Here is a 17,034-nt window from a genome sequence, read left to right as displayed (position 1 = left end):
GCGGGGAGCGTGCAGCCAGTTGCGGCCAGGCAATCCGAGACCGAACCGACCGCTCAACCGATCATCCGGGTACGAGGGCTGGTCAAACGCTACGGCGCAGTCACGGCGGTCGATGGCGTCGATCTGGCGGTCAATCCCGGAGAGGTCTTCGGGATTCTCGGCCCTAACGGCGCCGGCAAGACGACCACCATCGAGATGATCGAAGGACTTCGACCGCCCGACGGTGGGAGCATCGAGGTTGCCGGTGTCGACGTCGTGCATCATCCGGAGCGCATCAAGCATCGGATCGGGGTGCAGCTCCAGAAGACAGCCCTCTTCGAGGAATTGACGGTGCGCGAGCTGCTCGGTCTGTTCGCCACGCTCTACCTGACCGACGCAAGCCGCTCGCGCATCGACGGCCTGCTGGATCGCGTCTCGCTGACCGAGAAGGCGACGGCGAGGGTGTCCACGCTCTCGGGCGGGCAGCTGCAGCGGCTCTCGCTCGCCATCGCGCTCGTCAATGACCCCGATATCGTCTTCCTTGACGAGCCGACGACCGGCCTCGATCCGGCCGCTCGCCGAAACCTGTGGGACATCATCGGCTCCCTCAAAGCCGAGAAGCGCACCGTTGTGCTGACGACGCACTATATGGAAGAGGCGGAAGCGCTCTGCGACCGGGTGGCGATCATGGACTACGGGCGAGTGCTCGCCTGCGACGCCCCTCGCCGGCTGATCGCCCAGCTCGGTCCGGCTGCGACCATCTGGGCAACGCTGGACGGGCCTGCGCTCGACGAGGCCGCTCTTCGTTCCCTCCCCGGCGTGACCAGTGCCCAGTTCGTCGACGGCGAGGTGGAGCTACAAACAGAAGACCCGGAGACGGCGCTGACAGCGCTGCTCCAGCGCGTGCGCCAGGCCGGTGGCCAGGTGGAGCGGCTGACGGTCACCTCGGCGACGCTGGAGGATGTTTTCCTGCACTACACCGGCCGGAGGTTGCGCGAATGAGCGGGCTCGGCACCATGACGCTCGCGTTCATCCGGATGACCCTGCGGAACCGCATGGCGCTCTTCTGGATGCTCGCGTTCCCCGCCATCTTCATCGTCCTCTTCGGTTTCATTCTCGGGAACGACGAGGGGCCCGACTTCGAGGTGGGCGTGGTCGGCGCGGAGCAGTCGCCGGTATCCCAGGGAATCCTGGAACAGATGCGGCAGACCGCCAGCTTCACGATCACGCTGGGAACGGAGACGGACGAGCGGCAGGCGCTGGAGGAGGGGGATCGCGATGCCGTGCTTGTCTTCCGGCAGGCGGACAGTGGCCGGCTGAGCGCGCAGATTCTCTACGACCAGACGGATTTCCAGCGGTCCCAGGTGGCGATGCTCGCCATCCAGCAGTTCCTCGAGCGGGCTAACGCCGAGATGGCGAACGCCCAGCCGGCGATCGACATCACGGTGGAAGGCGTCCAGAGCAACGCGCTCCGCTTCATCGACTTCCTCACTCCCGGCATCCTCGGCATGGCCATCATGCAGAACGGCGTGATCGGGATGTCGATGGGGCTGGTGGGCTACCGCGAGCGCGGGATCTTGCGGCGTATCAAGGCCACGCCTTTCCCGCTCTGGAAGTTCCTGGTCGCCCATGTGCTCAGCCAGCTCGGGATCGCCGTGTTGCAGGCCATCATCTTCATCGGGCTCGCCATGACCCTGTTCGACCTCGAGGTGGCCGGCGACGTGCTCTCGTTGCTCGTGCTGGTCATCTCCGGGTGTCTGGCCTTCATCTCGCTCGGCTTCATCGTGAGCGGGATGACCCGCAACGTGGAGACCGCGTCGGCTGTCGCCAACATCGCCACGTTCCCGATGATGTTCCTGAGCGGCGTCTTCTTCCCAGTCGACACCGCGCCGTCCTGGATGCAGCCACTCACCAAGATCATGCCCCTCACCTACCTGGTCGAGGCACTGCGAGAGATCATCATCCGTGGCCAGAGCATCCTGACGACCTGGCCGAACCTGCTGGTGATGGTGGCGACCGCAGTCGTCGGCCTGGCGATCGGCCTCCGCTTCTTCCGCTGGGAGCCGCGAGCGGTGTGAGGCCGGCGGCCCGGCTCAGAACACCAACACGCTGGTCGCCTCGACACAGCGCTGGGCGAATTCCGGCGGCGTGGTGAAGCGGACTCCTCAGTGCACCGGCTTCAGCCATTGCCTGAGCCGGCGCAGATCAACCGTCGAGCGCGCCCCAGCTCGCCACCCGCTCCGGTGTCAGCGCGATTACCGGCAGGCGCTCCAGCTCCATTCCCCGGTACTGGGGGTAACGGTCGCGCAGCAGCGCGAGCGCCCGGGAGTGGTCAGGATGAGCGGGCTCCAGGATCTCCGCCCGCCCACGCACCATCACCCAGGCCAGGCGCGACCAGTCCTCATCGTAGCGGTCGACGACCAGCGCCGCCCGGCCAGTTTCCTGCACGTTGCGAACCCGCCTGAGCGGACGATCTCCCCGCTTCGGCTTCTCGTCGATCGGGGTATAGAAACACAGGCCGTCGTAGGCGTAGCAGACCGGCACGACGTGCGGCTCGCCGCGGGCGTCGGCGGTCGCCAGGTGCCCCACGCGCTGCGCGTCGACGAAGGCGCGCTCCGCTGGGCTAAGCGTCGCAGCCATCCGCCGCGCCTCCTCGCCTGCTGCCCAGTCATCGGCCGTTACCCAGCCTAGCTTAGCCGGCGCCGGCAGCTTCGTCACCGGTTGGGAAGGTGGACGAGCGTGTTAGATCATCACCGAGGTCACCGGGTTCCGGCTGGTGCCGCTGCTGCCCCAGTGGACGACCTCATCACCCTGCGAGATCTCGAGGCCAGCAGCGCGGACAACGCATCGGCGGCGAGAGCGCGGGGAAGCCGTTCATTCGCCGTTCCACCCCTGTGAGCCGGACCACCCGCGCAGCGTGAAGGCGCCGAGCGCCGGAGTATTCCCGGACGAAGGGGGACGACCGGGCGGCCGTCCCCCGATACCGGCGCGCGGTGGCCGGCTACATCAACTTGCTCATCTGCTCCGAGACATCGTTGGGGCTGTTGAACGTCGTCTCGGGCAGGCGCTCGAGGGCACGCAGCACGTTCTCATCGGCGCCCTCGCGCCGCGCGGTGTCGAGCAGCGTCCGCTTGTCGGTCGGATAGTCGATCCCTCGGAGGAGCTTCTGTACCTGCACCGGGTTGGGCATCTGCCCCTGGCCGTGAGCCTCATGGTGTGTCATCGCTCTCTCCCTTCGTCGTGCAGTCCTGGCGACCGCTCGACGCCGAGGGTACACCACGAGGAGTGGTGTGTAAAGTTATGTCATGTTTGGTTGTTGGGTCGTGTGGGGGGACGTCGAACCAGAGCGCCAGGTAGCGCCAGCGACCCCAGGGCTCATAGATCGCCCTCACCTGCGCCTCGCCGACCGGCTGGCCCTGGAAGTACTTCCGCGAGACGAACGCTTTCGCCTCCGAGTCGATGCCGATGAAGTCGTAGTGCCCGAGGAGCATCAGCAGCGTGGACGCCGCGTAGTCCCCGACCCCCTTGATCCGGCGCAGGGCGCGGTACAGCTCCTCGGTGCTGAGTCCCGGGTCTTCCAGCGCGCCGAGATCCAGCCGCCCCTCGACCACGTCCAGGGCGAGCTGCCAGAGGTAGGCGCTCCGGTAGCCGAGCCGGGCCTCCTGCCGCAGGCGGTCTGGCCCGGCAGCCGCGATCGCCTGCGGCGTGGGGAAGGCGCGCCAGTCGTCGCGGCCGGGGAACGGCTCGCCCAGCGTCGCAACCAGCCGCTCCACCATCCGCTTGGTGCCTGACCAGTTCACGTTGGTCGTGCAGAGGGTGTAGACCATGTCCTCGAAGAGGCTCGGGCAGCGGAGCAGCCGTCCACCGCCCGGCGTAAGGCGAAGGCTCCAGCCGTCGAGCTGCGCACAGTACTGGTAGAACTCGGAGGGATCCTCGTCCAGCCGCAGCATCCGGCGCACCACCCGGCGGATCTCCGCCTCCTCCTCGGCAGTGAGCGCGCCCCCCACCGCCTCGACGACCACGCTCACGGACGAGCTGCCCATGGAACCTTCCCGCATCCGCAGGCGCGCAACTCGGCCGCTGGCCAGCCGGTGAATCCGCCGGAGCTCGCTTGCAGCCTCGTCCCACTCGAACGGCTTCAGGTACGCCCACCCGTGCTCGCTCGCCGTCGAGACGAAGTCGAACGGCTGCGGCGCCGGCTCCTCCAGGCGCGCCGATACCACCCGCGCATCCATGTGCACCTCCCCGCGAGACGAGTGTCGCGAGCGACGCTCTCAGGCCGCACTGTAGCACCAATGTTCTAACCTGTCAAGAAGAAAACGCTGGTAAGAGAAGGCTCCGGGGTTAAGCCCCGCGCCCTTCGGCCTGCCAGGCCCGGATCGCATTCAGCACGCCCGCTGCGATCCGGGCCGGTCGCTCGCCGATGCCGAAGACCTGCCCAGCCGCACCGCGAGGGTCGATCTCGATCACCTTGGTGCCCACGCTCACCGGAACGCCGCTCCGCGTCAAGCCTCGGATAGCTCCGCCGAGCGGAGCGCGCAGCATGGCCTCGCCGATGCGGGCCAGCGGCTCGCCGGCCTCGACCAGCTCGCCGATCTGGCGCGTCGTCTCGAACACGCCGGCAAGAGGGGCGTAGACGTAGCGATCGCGCGCGTGCCCAGCAATCTCCCGCGGCTCACCCTCGAGCGGCCGGGTCGGGCCGCGCGCGATAACCCGGCCGAGATCCTCGCCCCAGGCCGTCTCGACGGCCAGATCCGCCTGCTCGCCGGCAACGAAGCCCGGCCCCAGGCCGACAGTGAGCGGTGCCAGCCCGCGCAGGGTCTCCGGCTGTGCCCGCTTGCGCATCCGGGCATCGACGAGGACGTTCGGCCGCAGGCTGCCCGCGAGGTCGCGCAGGCTCCAGCCGACGAGCAGCGGGATAGCGACCCGGCTGGCGAGCAGCGCCTCCACCTCGGGGATCGACTCGACTCGCCGCGCTCGCAGCCCGGCCAGCTCCGCCTCGCCGTCGAAGACGGCATCGGCGAAGGCCATGCCGCGCCGAGTGACCGCCGGTGCCGGCCCCTCCGCCAGCACTACGGAGTAGCCGGCCGCGACGAGACGGTGCGCGACCGCCGAGGCGACGTCGTTGGTGCCGAGGACAACGACCAGCACGCCTGCCCCTCCGGCTATCCACTCATCGCCAGCTCGTCGCGGCCGCCGAGCAGCGCGCGCACACCGAGGAGGATGGCGAGCGAGACGAGCATCAGGAGCACGGCCAAGGCCAGCGCCCGGCTGACGTCCGTCTCCATCGCCGTCATGATGGCGAGGGTCATCGTCTGCGTACGCCCGGGCAGGTTGCCGGCGAAGAGCAGGGTGGCGCCGAACTCGGCCGCCGCGCGGGTGCCGCAAAGCAGCAGCCCGGAGAGCAGGCCCGGGAACGCCAGCGGCAGTGTGATCCGCCGGAACGCCTCCCACCCGGTCGCGCCGTCGACGGCCGCGGCTTCCTCCAGCTCGCGCGGCACGGCCCGGAAGCCGAGCGCCGCTCCCCGCACGTAGAAGGGCACGGCGACGAAGAGCTGGGCCAGCACCACCGCGGCGGTGGTGAAGGGCAGGGCGATACCGAACACCTCGAGGGCCGGGCCGAACACCCCGCGCCGGCCGAACGCCATCAGCAGCGCGACGCCGGCGATCACCGGCGGCAGGGCGATCGGCAGCTCGACCAGCGTCTCCACCAGTTGCTTGCCACGGAAGCTGGAGCGCGCCAGCCAGTAGGCGAGCGGCGTGCCGGTGAGCACGGCGAGGAGGAGGACGAGCCCGGTGGTGAGCAGCGTCAGGCGGATCGCCGAGACGACCAGCGGGTCGCCGAGCGCCCGCAGCGTCGCCGGGCCCGTCCCGCGCCAGAGCAGCGCCAGCAGGGGCACGGCGAGGTAGAGCAAGAGGAGAACTGCCGGCACCCGGGCGAATGGCACAGGCCGGCTCGGGCGGGCTGGCGGTCGAGACAGCCGCTCATGGCTCGCGACGGTCTGCTGCGCCGTCCGGGCAGTGGCAGGTCGCTCAGCCATCCTCGACCCCTCCGGACAGCCTCGCAAGCGGCAAGAAACCCGCAGCCTCGAGCAGCATCTGCCCGGGATCACCCGTCAAGAACCTCAGGAACCGCTCCGCTTCTGGCTTTTGAGAGCCGCCTCGCGCGACCGTCCCCGCCGTGAAGCGGATCTGATCGTGAAGATCGAGCCCTTCCGGCAAGGCGATGACGCGCAGGCGACCGGCGAGGCGTCGTGCCTCTGACAGGTAGAGGATGCCGGCATCGGCCCGGCCATCGAAGAGCGCTGCCGGCAAGTCGGCCGAGCCACGCGTATGTACGAGCTCGCCACGCCGGGCCTTCTCCCGCATCGCCTCGACGATCCCCGCGCGGGCAAAGAACGCGCGGACGTACTGTCCACAGGGATCGGTGATCGGCTGTGACACGACGAGGCGCAGGCCCGGCTGCGCGAGGGAATCGACGCCGGTCACCGGCGGGCGCGCGTCCGGCAGCGCGATGACGCAGAGGCGGTTTCCAGCGAACACCCGCGGCTCTGGGACGATGCCGACCTCGCGGAGCCAGTCCATGAACGCCCAGTTTGCCGAGACGACGATATCGACCTCAGTTCCTTCGAGGACAGCCTGAGCCAGCATCCCCGAGGGAAGGAACGGATGAAAGGTCAACTCGATGCCCGGTGCTTCCCGGGCGAAGGCGGTGCGGATCGTCTCGGCGATCTCCCGGAAGGCGCCGGGAAAGAGGAGCCTGAGCTGGGTCGCGGTCATCGTGACGCCTCCTCGATCACCGTTCAACCGGCGTGAAGCCCCACTTCTCCAGGATCGCCTGCCCTTCCGGCGACAGCACGAAGTCGATGAACGCCCGTCCACCGGCCGCGTTCGGCGCCTCCTTCGTCGTCGCGATGTAGTACTCGGCCACGACGTTGAACTGCTCGGGCACCTCGACGACGCGCACCTTTTCCCGCACGTCCGGCGTCACGTCCGAGACGTAGACGAACGTCGCGTCCGCCTCGCCGAGGGCGACCTTGGTCAGCGCGGCCTTGACGTTCGTCTCCTCGGAGACCACGTTGGCGAGCACGCGGTCGGCGAAGTCGCCACCATACGCGGGATCCTCGCTCGCCTTCGCCAGGATCTGCCGGGCATAGTTGCCGATCGGCACGTCCTTCGCCTCGAGGACGAGCCGGACGCCCGGCTTCGCCAGGTCTGCGAACCCGGCGATACCGGCCGGGTTATCTGCCGGGACGACCACGACCGGGGTGTTACGGACGAAGACGCGCGGCTCCTCGGCGACGGTGCCGTCTTCCTGCGCCCCGCGCATGTTCTTCTCGTCGGCAGAGGCGAACACGTCCGCCTTCGCCCCCTGCGCGAGCTGGGTGCGCAGCGCCGAGGAGCCAGCGAAGTTGAAGGTTACCGTCGTGCCCGGGTACATCGCCTGGAACTCCTGAGCGATCTCCTGGAACGCATCGGCGAGCGAGGCGGCGGCGAAGACGACGACTTCGCCGGAGACCGGCTCGGCAGTCGGCGTCGGCTGCGGCGTCGGGGAGGCGGGAGCCATCGGCGACGGAGTCGCCGTCGGTGAAGGACTGGCACTTGTCATCGCCGGCGGACTCGGAGGTCCGCCGGTTGCCGCTGTGGGGGATCCAGCCTGGCCACCACAGGCTGTGGCGAGCGCGAAGGCCACCACGACCAGAATGCCCCAGAGATTGCCTCCCCGAGGACGCACGCGAGACGAGCACCGCAGAGCCATCAATACCCTCCCTGCCCGATCCCTCGTCATTCGCTCCGTCACTCACTCGATCCGCGCGACGACCGTGCCGGCACTCGCCACGTCGTAGCCGCCCGCTTCGAGCTCCCGCCGGAACGGCAGCGAGGTGGCCAGCTCCAGCAGGTCGCGCACGGCGGGCAGGTCGAGCAGCTCGGCCGGGATGACGAGGTCGTAGCGCTCCTCCATCAGCGGCAGGAAGTCGAGCCCGTAGCTGCGGGCGACTGGCCAGACGCCCGGCCCGGCGTCGGCCAGGCCGCTGGCGATGACCTCGGCCAGCGCGCGGTGCCCGCGCACCTCGCGCTCGTAGCCGCTCAGCGCGGCCGGCTCCACCCCAGCGCGGCGCAGCAGTTCGTCGAAGACCAGCCGGCTGCCGGAGCCGGTCTCGCGGTTGACGATGCGCACGTCCGGCCGGGCCAGGTCACCGAGCTCGCGGATCCCCTTCGGGTTGCCCGGAGCGAGCAACAGCCCCTCGGCCCATCGAGACAGCGTGACGACGGCGACGGGGCGCCCGGCCAGCTCGCGGCGCACGGCCGGCAGGTTGTACTCCGAGGTCGCCGGATCCCAGAGATGGGTGCCGGCGATATGCACCTCGCCGCGGGCCAACGCCCGGAGCGCCTGCAGACTGCTCTGCGGCAGCCAGACGACCCGTACGGCGCGGCCAGCGCGGCGGAGATGGGCTCCGAGCACGGCGAGCGCCGGGTCACAGCCGGCGATTACCAGCGAGCGCTCGAGCTCGGCGGGGTCGCTGACGAGCTCGACAACGAGGCGGCGCTCACCCCGCCGCTCGCGCGCGATGCCGTCGGCCTGCTCGTCGCTCGCGGCGCCGGCCAGCGGCCAAGCCAGCAGGCGCGGCCCGACCCGGGCTAGCCAGACGCGGAAGGGAGGCTCGAGCGACGCAGGCACCCCGCCCCCCAGTTCGGCCTCGACCGTGGGGTGAACGTCGGGCAGCGCGAAGAGGTCATCGACGCGGCAGCGTAGCGCCCGGGCGAGGCGGAGCGCGACCGCGACGCTGGGGACGAGGCGACCGGCCTCGATACCGATGAGCGCCTGGCGGCTCAGCCCGGCACGGCCGGCCAGCTCCTGCTGGCTGAGGCCGAGCGCGAGGCGACGCTCGCGCACGCGCACCTGGAGCGGTAGGGTTTCGGCCCGGCGACCCATCGTGCCTCCGAAGACCCGGTCACTATCCTCTGGATAGCATCGTAACCGATGGGCGACATGATGTCAACAATGTTCGACACCCAGTGATCCCAACGCTGCTCGGCCGCACCTGCGCGGCGTGCTGGCGCAGGCCCGCAGCGGCCTCAGCGCCCGAGCTGACCTCGCGCGTGACGCCGAGGCGCGGTAGGATGGCGCCGTCGAGCGAAGGAGAGGCATCGATGATCGACCCGGGGCTGGAGGGCAAGGTAGCGATCGTGACCGGCGCCAACCACGGCATCGGCGCCGCGGTGGCCCAGGCGCTCGCCGCGCAGGGCGTCGCTGTCCTGATCCACTATCTCCGCCTTCCAGCAGAGGGGATCGGTCGCCACGCCGCTCACGCCGCTGGCGCCGACGCGGTGGTGCAGGCCATCCGCACCGCTGGCGGCCGGGCCGAGGCGCTCGAAGCTGACCTCGCCGACCCGGCAACCGTCCCGTCCCTGTTCGACCGCGCCGAGGCCGCCTTCGGCCCGGTCGAGATCCTGGTGAACAACGCCGCCCACTGGGAACCGGACACGTTCCTGCCAGAGCCCGCGCAGCGGGAGCAGCTTTGGCCGTCCGGTTCACTGCCCCCGGTGACGGCAGAAAGCCACGACCGCAGCTTCGCGGTGAACAGTCGGGCCGTCGCCCTGTTGATGGCCGAGTTCGCGCATCGACACATCGCCCGCGGGGCGCGCTGGGGGCGTATCGTCAACGTCAGCACCGGCGGATCGCCCGGCTTCCCAGGGGAGGTCTCCTACGGAGCCAGCAAGCACGCGCTGGAGTCCTACAGTCGGGCCGCCGCGGCCGAGCTGGGCCGCCACGGGATCACGGTCAACGTCGTCTCGCCGGGGCCGATCCAGACCGGCTGGATCGCGCCGGAGCTGGAAGAGCGGATCCGGGAGGAGGCCCCGCTGGGGCGGGTAGGCCGGCCGGAGGACGTGGCCGACGTGGTCGTGTTCCTAGCCTCGGAGCAGGCCCGCTGGCTCACCGGCCAACTCCTGCATGCCGGCGGTGGGCACCGGATGTGGTGATCTGGCTGCGAGGGAGCGGAGGAGCTCATGACTGGAGGTCACGCGCCGCTCGAACGATACGCCGTCGCCGCCATCCAGTTCGAGCCCGAGTTCGGAGAGAAAGAGGAGAACATCCGCCGCCTGCTGGGGCTGGTCGACGAGGCGGCGCGCCAGGGCGCCCGGCTGATCGTGACGCCGGAGATGGCGACCACCGGCTACTGCTGGTACGACCGCGAGGAGATCCGGCCGCACGTCGAGCCGATCCCTGGCCCGACGACCGAGCGCTTCGCGCAGGTGGCCCGCGAGCGCGGCTGCTACGTCGTGGTCGGCATGCCGGAGGTAGCGTCGGAGACCGGCATCTTCTACAACAGCGCGGCGCTGGTCGGCCCCGCGGGGCTCGTCGGCGTCTATCGCAAGACGCACAGCTACATCAGCGAGCCGAAGTGGGCCAAGGACGGTGACCTCGGCCTGCCGGTCTGGCACACGCCGCTCGGCCGGCTCGGGATCCTGATCTGCATGGACGCCGACTACTTCGAGCCGGCCCGGCTGCTGGCGCTCCAGGGCGCCGACGTGCTCTGCTTCCCCACGAACTGGCTCGAGGAAAAGAGCCCCTCGGCCGCCTGGATGGCGCGCGCCTTCGAGAACGGCTGCTACCTGATCGCCGCCAACCGCTACGGCTGCGAGCGCGGCGTCCAGTTCTCCGGCGGCTCGGCGGTGCTGGATCCGGACGGCTCGATCCAGGCCATGCTCGACACTGGCGACGGCGTCGTGCTGGGCGAGGTCTCGCTGGCCCGGGCGCGCGAGAAGTCGTTCCGCCCCGGCGGGCCGCCCGACAAGCTGCACGCCCGCCGTCCCGACCTCTACGACACCCTGACGCTCAACGCTTACCTCTGGAACCCGCTCCGGTTCCATGGGCTGTACGGTCACCGCCCGCTCCCGCCGGGCCGCCGCTCGACGGTCGCGGTCGCCCAGCTCGCGCCGGCGCCCGGCGACCCGGTCGCCAACCTGCGGGCAATCGCTGGAGTCATCGAGGGGCTGCCGGCGGAGGTCGAGCTAGTCGTTTTCCCGGAGTACGCGCTCACCGGCCCCCCGGCCTTCCGCGAGCAGGCCAGGCGCTGGGCGCTGGCCGACTGCTCCGGGCCGGTCGCCGAGCTGATCGATCTGGCCGCGCGGCGTCGGCTGCACATCGTCGCTGGGCTGCTGGAGCGAGTGGGGGATGAGATCTACTCCACCGCCGTCCTGGTCGGCCCCGAGGGGGAGCGCGCCCGCTACCGCAAGGCGCACCCGATCGGGCCGGAGCGCGACTGGTGCGTCGCTGGGCGGAGCCGCCCGCCGGTCGTCGACCTGCCCCTGGGGCGCGTCGGGTTGCTGCTCGGGAGCGACCTCTGCTTCCCCGAGATCGTCCGGGCGCTGGCGCTCGCGGGCTGCGACCTGCTGGCCGTCCCGGCCGGCCCCAGGCTGCCGCCGGTCCGCAGGCTAGGACCTACCGCCGTGCCACTGGAGCCGCCAGCGGTGACCGGCGAGGATCCGGTTCATTTCCACCTGGCGCGCGTGCGGGCGATCGAGAGCAACTGCTACCTGGCCTTCGCCAGCCTCCCTGTGCCGCTCGGCATCGGGCACAGCGCGGTATGCGGCCCCACCCCGGCCTTCCGAGCCGGCGAACTCGTACTCGGCCCGGATGAGAGCGGCGTGGTGGTGCGAGAGATGGACACCACCAACCTGGAGAGCGAGTACCCCACCTGCGCCGTGCGGGCCAAGGACTACCTCAAGATGCGCCAGCCCCACCTGTACGACCTGCTGCAGGTCGCCGAGCCGCCCGCCCTCTGACCGGCTGCTCCCTTGCTGCGCCCCCGTCCGGATCGGCCGGGCCGCGGCAGGGTCTCACTCTGCCTCGCTCACCGTACGCACGTCGAGCGCGTCGCGCAGGCCATCGCCGAACAGGTTGAGGCTGAGGACGGTCAGCATGATGGCGAGACCGGGAAAGACGCTGATCCACCAGGCCTGGCGCACGAAGTCGCGCCCTTCGTTGAGAGCCAAACCCCAGGTCGGCGTCGAGGGATCGACGCCGAGGCCCAGGAAGGTGAGGCCCGACTCGGCCAGGATGCCGAGCCCGACGGCAAACGTGGTCTGGACGATGATCGGCGCGGCGGTGTTAGGCAGGATATGCCGGAACATGATACGCAGGTTACCAGCGCCCACGGCGCGGGCTGCCAGCGTGAAGTCCTCCTCGCGCAGCCGCAGCACCTCGGCCCGCACTACCCGGGCGAAGTCATCGAGGTACGCCAAAGCGATCGCGATGACGACATTGCGGGCACCAGCGCCGAAGATGGCGACCATCCCAACGGTCAGCACGATGACTGGGAACGCCCAGAGCAGGTCGATGAAGCGCATGATGAGGCTGTCGACCCAGCGACCGTAGAAGCCGGCCAGCAGCCCCAGGAGCACGCCGGTCACCATCGCGCTGAGCGCTGCCAGGATGCCGATGGTGAACGAGATCCGTGTTCCCACGATCATCCGGCTCAGGAGATCCCGCCCGAACGAGTCGGTTCCCATCGGGTGGCTCAGGCTCGGCGGCTGGAAGAGCCCGAAGTCATCGGCATCGGGGTGGTAGGGAGCGATGGCAGGCCCGAACACCGCCAGCAGGGCCAGCACGCCGACGAGGAGCAGCCCGAGCATCGCCTTGCGCTCCGCGCGCAGGCGCCGCCAGAACCGGCTGCCGGCGGCGACCCGGCGCTGCTCGGCCAGCGCCGCCAGCCGGTCGTGCGCAACCTGTGCCGGTACGACGCCAGGCTCCCTAGCCATAGCGAATCCTCGGATCCAAGAACGTGTAGATGATGTCCACGATCAAGTTCGCCATCACGAAGATGACCGCGATGAGCAGGATGACCCCCTGGACGATCGGGTAGTCCTTGTCGAAGATCGCGCCCACCAGGATCCGGCCCAGGCCCCGGATGGAGAAGACGGTCTCGATCACCACCGTCCCGCTCAGGAGCAGCGCGAGCTGGATGCCAGCGACGGTCACCACCGGGATCAGCGCGTTGCGCAGCGCATGGCGCGCGATCACCGTCCACTCTGCTAGGCCCTTCGCCCGGGCGGTCCGGACGTAGTCCATGCCGAGCACCTCGAGCAGCCCAGCGCGGACGAAGCGCATCAGGATGGCGGCGTAGCCAGTGCCGACCGCCAGGCTGGGCAGGAGCAGGTGAGAGAGCCAGGGCCAGAATCCGTCTTGGGTGAGCGAGGCGTAACCCACCGCTGGGAGCCAGCGGAGCTGCACGGCGAACAGGATGATCAGGATGATCCCGAACCAGAACCCGGGCATGCTCACTCCGGCGAATGCCAGGATGCTGACCAGGTAGTCGATCACCGAGTTGCGCCTGAGCGCCGCCACGATCCCGGCCGGCAGCGCGATCGCCAGCGCGATCAGGAACGAGAGCACGGTTATGCTCAGCGTCTTGGGGAACCCCGTCTTGATCGCCCCCACCACGGTCTCGCCAGTAGCGATGGAATCGCCGAGATCGCCGCGCAGCACGCTGGAGAACCATTTCAGGTACTGCACGTAGATGGGCTGGTCGAGGCCGAGCTTGTGCCGCAGTGCCTCAGCCGCCTCCGGCGTGTACTCCGGGCCGAGCATCTGGAGCACCGGATCGCCGGGGATGAGCCGGATCATGAAGAAGACCAGCGTGGCACAGCCCCAGACGATAAAGACCGAGTGGATCAGGCGACGCACGATGTACTGCGTCATGAGCTCTCCCCGCTCTCGCGCTCCTTCCTGCTACTTGTCGAGCCAGACTGTCTCCAGGTACCGCATCTCCGGGATCGCGACGTAGCCCTTGACGTAGGTGTAGAACGCCGTCCGGTCCGGCGTGTGATAGAGGAATGCGTACGCCACGTCCTGCTGCAGGATGCGCTGGATCTCGTGCCACATCTCCCGGCGCTCGTCCTGGTTGTTCGTCCGGCGTGTCCCCTCCAGCAGCTCATCTACCCGAGGATTGTTGTAGCCGTAGGTGTTCCACGGCCCCTGCGAGTGGAAGAAGTTCCAGTGGCCGTCGTCCGGGTCGGCATCCACGACGCTGCCGTTGATATTCATGTCGTAGTCGCCGGCCTCCCAGCGCTCGTTGTAAGCCGCGTCCTGAAGCTGCTCGATCTGCACGTCGAGCCCGATCTCCTGGAGCATCGTCCGGAGGACTTCCTCTGGTCTGGGATCCTGCGCACTCGAGAGGATCTTCACCGAGGTGCCGCGAAGGCCCGCCTTCTCGGCCAGGGCTTTGGCCTCCTCCAGGTTGTAGCCCTGCGGGTTCTCGCCCCATTCTTCCGGCGGCACGTACACCCAGCCGAAGGCCGGCGCGATGGCCCCGATGCTCGGGACGGCCAGGCCGAAGAGGGCCTTGTCGATGAACTCCTGCCGGTTGATCGCCTTCGAGACCGCCATGCGGGCATCCAGGTTATCCCAGGGCGGCCGCGTGTAGTTCATCGTCAGGCCGATCCAATTCGTTCCCGGTGCCTCGACCATCGTGATCTGGTCGTTCGCTCTGATCTGCTCGACACCACTCGCCGGCACGATGTCGAGCATGTCGACGTCGCCGGCCTCCAGGGCGCTGATCCGGCTGGACGGCTCCGGGATGATCTGCACCACGATCTCGTCGAGCAGCGGCCGGCCCCCGTACCAGTCCTCGAAGGCGACCATCCGGAAGCCGCGGCCCACTTCGACCGACTCCGGCACCACCATGAACGGCCCACAGCCCACCGGTGTCAAACCGAACTGCTCGTCGCCCATCTCATCGATCGCGCGCTTGGAGATCGGGGTAAGCGCACGCCCAGGACCCCGGCTGCAGGCGGTGGCCAGGAACGGCGCGTACGGCTCGCTCAGCTTGATCACCAGCGTGAGCTCGTCTGGCGCCGTTATCGAGGTGACGAGGTTGAGCTTGTTCGCGTGCGGCGACGCGAAGTCGGGGTTGGTGGTGCGCTCGTAGGTGTAGATGAAATCCTGCGCCAGGAGCGGATCGCCGTTGTGGAACTTCAGCCCGTCTCGCAGGTGGAAGGTGTACTCCGTGCCGTCCTGGCTGACCTCCCAGTCCTCGGCGAGGTCCGGTACCAGGTCGAGCTGCTGGTCGAACTGCACCAGGCTGGAGAAGATGTTCGCGACCAGTTCCCCGGCAACGATCCCCTGGGTCACCTGAGCCGGGTCGAGGGTGAGGATCTGCCCGATGCCATAGCCGAGCCGAAGCGTACCCCCGCGTCGCGCCTCCCCCGCCGGCGTGGCAGCAGTTGCCGGCGTGGTGCCACCCGGCGTCGGCTGCGCTGCCTGAGGCGTGGCACCGGCAGCCGGAGCGGCCGTCGGCGTCGCCTCACCGCCCGCGCACGCGCTCAGCCACTGCGCAAAGCCGAACGCTCCGGTCGCCATCGCCATCTGCATCAAGGTGCGCCGGGAGACCCGTGGACCGCTCAAGACACGCCAGTCGAGACGCTTCATGGCTGACCTCCTCCTCGCTCGCCTCTACCTCCGTCCCATCCCCTAAGGAAGGCGGTTACTCCACCAGCCTCCAGTTCCTCCATCCCAGGCTCGCGCGATGCTCTGAATCCCTGGCCACTGCCCGGACTGTCCAGCCAGGTCTCCTGTGCCGTGCGCACCCCTTTGCCCTTCGCGCGCAGAGCGGTGGGCAGCGTCTCTCTAGCGTCCTCCTTCCCCGGTGGCTGTAGCGTCGCCCTGATTGCCCAGCGCCTCGCTCAGAATGTAGCCCTCGATCTCAGTCAGGTGCCGGGTCATCGCTGCGCTCGCCCCTGGGGCGTCATGTGCCTCGATCGCCGCCAGGATCTCCAGGTGTCGCTCATGCGCGCGCCGCAGGCGTTCGGTCGAGGCGACGAAGTGCCGGCGCACCTCCTGGAGCGTCTGGTTGATCAGCTCGATCACCCGCACCGCCACCTCGTTGTGCGACGCACGGGCGACCGCGCGGTGAAACGCCCGGTCATGCTCGAGCGCCTCCAGCGCCACGCCTTCCCGGTCCAGCAGCGAGGCCATCGCGGCGACTGCCGCGTTCATCTCGGCAATCTCGTCCGCCGTCGCTCGGACAGCCGCTCGCGCCGCGATCTGAGGCTCGACGATCATCCGGACCTCCAGGAGATCACCGACGAGGTCACCACTGGCGCCGAAGATCACGGCCAGCGGCGAGAGCAGCCCAAGTCCAGGCCCCTCACGGACGAAGGTTCCGTCCCCCTGACGGGACTCGACCACGCCCGCCACCTCGAGAATGCGAAGTGCCTCCCGCAACGACCCGCGACTCACCTGGAGTTGCTCGGCGAGCTCTCTCTCCGGCGGCAGCCGCTCACCGGGACTCCAGTAGCCATCCCGGATGAGCCGCCAGAGCTGGATAACCGCCTGATGCGAAATCCGCGAGCGGGCAATAGGCTGAAGGCCGGTCGGGCGATCCAATGCCGAATGCCTCACTGGTTCGATGGTCCAACCATTGGAACGCCTACACTCTAGCAGCGCGTGGCCTCCCTGTCAAGCGCCTTCCGCCCGCTGAGCCAGATCCGCGTGCTCGGCGTCGCCTGTGCCATCCTGAGCGAGCAAGGGGCGCTTCTCTGCGGGCAGGGTCATGTCACCACGCGCCGGTGTCGGATGAAGACTTGCCGGGGTGCGGGAAGCTCTCAGGGATGTACGCGCAAGCCACGAAGGAGTTCGATAAGCTCGCTTGCGCGCTGGTCGACCTCCGCCGGCGGGCGCCGCGCCTCGATGAGCATGCGCAGCTCCTCGATCGCGCGGTCGACCTGCGCGCGCTCCGGCTCCGGCACTTCCCCACGCACGGACTGCCACTCGCCGCGCACGCGCTCGATATCTGCCAGCGCGGCCTGGTATTCGGTCTGCATCACCACCTGGCCATCGCGCACGACATCCGGCGTGTAGTGCGAGATCCTGAGGACGTCGAGCTGGGCCATCATAGAGGCGACCGCCTGCGCGAGCCGCTCCTCGGCCGATGGCCTGGTCGCGGATCTGACCCACAGCCCGGCGCCGGCCAGCAGGAGAAGCGCGGCCAGCACGATCGCTCCCTTAGCCCAGAGCGGGAAGCGACGCTTCGGGCGGTAAACCACCATCGC

The 17,034-nt window shown here is 69.2% G+C and carries 17 protein-coding genes; 4 read left to right on the top strand and 13 right to left on the bottom strand.

The window, feature by feature from the left end; genetic code table 11:
* Nucleotides 1-9: 9 nt before the first annotated feature.
* Both NET02_RS08945 and NET02_RS08940 read left to right on the top strand, forming a co-directional pair.
* Nucleotides 10-981, top strand: a complete 972-nt coding sequence (locus tag NET02_RS08945; protein ID WP_284057055.1) for an ABC transporter ATP-binding protein — start codon at nt 10-12, stop codon at nt 979-981.
* Entirely contained in the window at nt 978-2,057 is a 1,080-nt protein-coding gene (locus NET02_RS08940; RefSeq protein ID WP_284057054.1) for an ABC transporter permease, read from the top strand. The genes NET02_RS08945 and NET02_RS08940 overlap by 4 nt, the downstream gene beginning before the upstream one ends.
* A gap of 127 nt (nt 2,058-2,184) precedes the next feature.
* Here the strand turns inward: NET02_RS08940 and NET02_RS08935 are convergent, their stop codons facing one another.
* The 8 genes from NET02_RS08935 to NET02_RS08900 all read right to left on the bottom strand — a co-directional run bounded on the left by NET02_RS08935 (nt 2,185) and on the right by NET02_RS08900 (nt 8,914).
* Nucleotides 2,185-2,619 carry a TIGR03668 family PPOX class F420-dependent oxidoreductase gene (locus tag NET02_RS08935; RefSeq protein ID WP_284057053.1) on the bottom strand — a complete coding sequence of 145 codons (435 nt, stop codon included), beginning with the start codon at nt 2,617-2,619 and terminating at the stop codon, nt 2,185-2,187.
* 361 nt (nt 2,620-2,980) lie between these two features.
* Nucleotides 2,981-3,202 carry a DUF2795 domain-containing protein gene (locus NET02_RS08930; RefSeq protein ID WP_284057052.1) on the bottom strand — a complete coding sequence of 74 codons (222 nt, stop codon included), beginning with the start codon at nt 3,200-3,202 and terminating at the stop codon, nt 2,981-2,983.
* The gene (locus NET02_RS08925) at nt 3,189-4,214 is read right to left on the bottom strand and encodes a DNA-3-methyladenine glycosylase family protein (RefSeq protein ID WP_284057051.1); all 1,026 of its coding nucleotides are present in this window, start codon (nt 4,212-4,214) and stop codon (nt 3,189-3,191) included. Before NET02_RS08925 ends, NET02_RS08930 begins: the two co-directional genes overlap by 14 nt.
* 109 nt (nt 4,215-4,323) lie before the next feature.
* Nucleotides 4,324-5,130: a hypothetical protein gene (locus NET02_RS08920; protein ID WP_284057050.1), complete on the bottom strand. Its 807-nt coding sequence runs from the start codon at nt 5,128-5,130 to the stop codon at nt 4,324-4,326.
* A gap of 14 nt (nt 5,131-5,144) precedes the next feature.
* On the bottom strand, nt 5,145-6,020 hold the full coding sequence (locus tag NET02_RS08915) for an ABC transporter permease (RefSeq protein ID WP_284057049.1): 876 nt from the start codon (nt 6,018-6,020) through the stop codon (nt 5,145-5,147).
* Entirely contained in the window at nt 6,013-6,759 is a 747-nt protein-coding gene (gene modA, locus NET02_RS08910) for a molybdate ABC transporter substrate-binding protein (protein WP_284057048.1), read from the bottom strand. Before modA (NET02_RS08910) ends, NET02_RS08915 begins: the two co-directional genes overlap by 8 nt.
* A gap of 16 nt (nt 6,760-6,775) precedes the next feature.
* Nucleotides 6,776-7,546 (bottom strand): molybdate ABC transporter substrate-binding protein, encoded by a 771-nt coding sequence (gene modA / locus NET02_RS08905; RefSeq protein ID WP_284057047.1) that lies wholly within the window; start codon nt 7,544-7,546, stop codon nt 6,776-6,778.
* Between the two features lie 234 nt (nt 7,547-7,780).
* The gene (locus NET02_RS08900; protein WP_284057046.1) at nt 7,781-8,914 is read right to left on the bottom strand and encodes an XRE family transcriptional regulator; all 1,134 of its coding nucleotides are present in this window, start codon (nt 8,912-8,914) and stop codon (nt 7,781-7,783) included.
* Between the two features lie 218 nt (nt 8,915-9,132).
* On the opposite strand from NET02_RS08900, the gene NET02_RS08895 reads away from it, so the two are divergent.
* A complete protein-coding gene (locus tag NET02_RS08895; RefSeq protein ID WP_284057045.1) occupies nt 9,133-9,963 on the top strand; it encodes an SDR family NAD(P)-dependent oxidoreductase in 831 nt (276 codons plus the stop codon).
* A 27-nt stretch (nt 9,964-9,990) separates the two neighbouring features.
* The gene (locus NET02_RS08890; protein WP_284057044.1) at nt 9,991-11,769 is read left to right on the top strand and encodes a nitrilase-related carbon-nitrogen hydrolase; all 1,779 of its coding nucleotides are present in this window, start codon (nt 9,991-9,993) and stop codon (nt 11,767-11,769) included.
* A gap of 54 nt (nt 11,770-11,823) precedes the next feature.
* Here NET02_RS08890 and NET02_RS08885 read toward each other — a convergent pair whose 3' ends face one another.
* The 5 genes from NET02_RS08885 to NET02_RS08865 all read right to left on the bottom strand — a co-directional run bounded on the left by NET02_RS08885 (nt 11,824) and on the right by NET02_RS08865 (nt 17,031).
* Nucleotides 11,824-12,744: an ABC transporter permease gene (locus NET02_RS08885; RefSeq protein WP_284057043.1), complete on the bottom strand. Its 921-nt coding sequence runs from the start codon at nt 12,742-12,744 to the stop codon at nt 11,824-11,826.
* Nucleotides 12,737-13,684 (bottom strand): ABC transporter permease, encoded by a 948-nt coding sequence (locus tag NET02_RS08880; protein WP_284057042.1) that lies wholly within the window; start codon nt 13,682-13,684, stop codon nt 12,737-12,739. Before NET02_RS08880 ends, NET02_RS08885 begins: the two co-directional genes overlap by 8 nt.
* Before the next feature lie 30 nt (nt 13,685-13,714).
* Nucleotides 13,715-15,412, bottom strand: a complete 1,698-nt coding sequence (locus NET02_RS08875; protein ID WP_284057041.1) for an ABC transporter substrate-binding protein — start codon at nt 15,410-15,412, stop codon at nt 13,715-13,717.
* Nucleotides 15,413-15,610: 198 nt separating this feature from the next.
* The gene (locus NET02_RS08870) at nt 15,611-16,369 is read right to left on the bottom strand and encodes a FadR/GntR family transcriptional regulator (RefSeq protein ID WP_284057040.1); all 759 of its coding nucleotides are present in this window, start codon (nt 16,367-16,369) and stop codon (nt 15,611-15,613) included.
* 218 nt (nt 16,370-16,587) lie between these two features.
* Nucleotides 16,588-17,031 carry a hypothetical protein gene (locus NET02_RS08865; protein WP_284057039.1) on the bottom strand — a complete coding sequence of 148 codons (444 nt, stop codon included), beginning with the start codon at nt 17,029-17,031 and terminating at the stop codon, nt 16,588-16,590.
* Nucleotides 17,032-17,034: the final 3 nt, after the last annotated feature.

The sequence above is a fragment of the Thermalbibacter longus genome (assembly GCF_023806485.1).
In the GTDB taxonomy this organism is placed as follows: domain Bacteria; phylum Chloroflexota; class Chloroflexia; order Thermomicrobiales; family Thermomicrobiaceae; genus Thermalbibacter; species Thermalbibacter longus.
The sequence above is the reverse complement of the archived record's forward strand: the minus strand, read 5'-3'. Positions and strand labels throughout refer to the sequence as shown.

What these genes read in the sequence shown, in the direction of transcription:
- NET02_RS08880 (WP_284057042.1), bottom strand. Translation starts at nt 13,684, where the DNA reads ATGACGCAGTACATCGTGCGTCGCCTGATCCACTCGGTCTTTATCGTC.
- NET02_RS08865 (WP_284057039.1), bottom strand. Translation starts at nt 17,031, where the DNA reads ATGGTGGTTTACCGCCCGAAGCGTCGCTTCCCGCTCTGGGCTAAGGGA.
- modA (WP_284057047.1), bottom strand. Translation starts at nt 7,546, where the DNA reads ATGGCTCCCGCCTCCCCGACGCCGCAGCCGACGCCGACTGCCGAGCCG.
- NET02_RS08915 (WP_284057049.1), bottom strand. Translation starts at nt 6,020, where the DNA reads ATGGCTGAGCGACCTGCCACTGCCCGGACGGCGCAGCAGACCGTCGCG.
- NET02_RS08875 (WP_284057041.1), bottom strand. Translation starts at nt 15,412, where the DNA reads ATGAAGCGTCTCGACTGGCGTGTCTTGAGCGGTCCACGGGTCTCCCGG.
- modA (WP_284057048.1), bottom strand. Translation starts at nt 6,759, where the DNA reads ATGACCGCGACCCAGCTCAGGCTCCTCTTTCCCGGCGCCTTCCGGGAG.
- NET02_RS08885 (WP_284057043.1), bottom strand. Translation starts at nt 12,744, where the DNA reads ATGGCTAGGGAGCCTGGCGTCGTACCGGCACAGGTTGCGCACGACCGG.
- NET02_RS08900 (WP_284057046.1), bottom strand. Translation starts at nt 8,914, where the DNA reads ATGGGTCGCCGGGCCGAAACCCTACCGCTCCAGGTGCGCGTGCGCGAG.
- NET02_RS08930 (WP_284057052.1), bottom strand. Translation starts at nt 3,202, where the DNA reads ATGACACACCATGAGGCTCACGGCCAGGGGCAGATGCCCAACCCGGTG.
- NET02_RS08925 (WP_284057051.1), bottom strand. Translation starts at nt 4,214, where the DNA reads ATGGATGCGCGGGTGGTATCGGCGCGCCTGGAGGAGCCGGCGCCGCAG.
- NET02_RS08890 (WP_284057044.1), top strand. Translation starts at nt 9,991, where the DNA reads ATGACTGGAGGTCACGCGCCGCTCGAACGATACGCCGTCGCCGCCATC.
- NET02_RS08940 (WP_284057054.1), top strand. Translation starts at nt 978, where the DNA reads ATGAGCGGGCTCGGCACCATGACGCTCGCGTTCATCCGGATGACCCTG.
- NET02_RS08935 (WP_284057053.1), bottom strand. Translation starts at nt 2,619, where the DNA reads ATGGCTGCGACGCTTAGCCCAGCGGAGCGCGCCTTCGTCGACGCGCAG.
- NET02_RS08895 (WP_284057045.1), top strand. Translation starts at nt 9,133, where the DNA reads ATGATCGACCCGGGGCTGGAGGGCAAGGTAGCGATCGTGACCGGCGCC.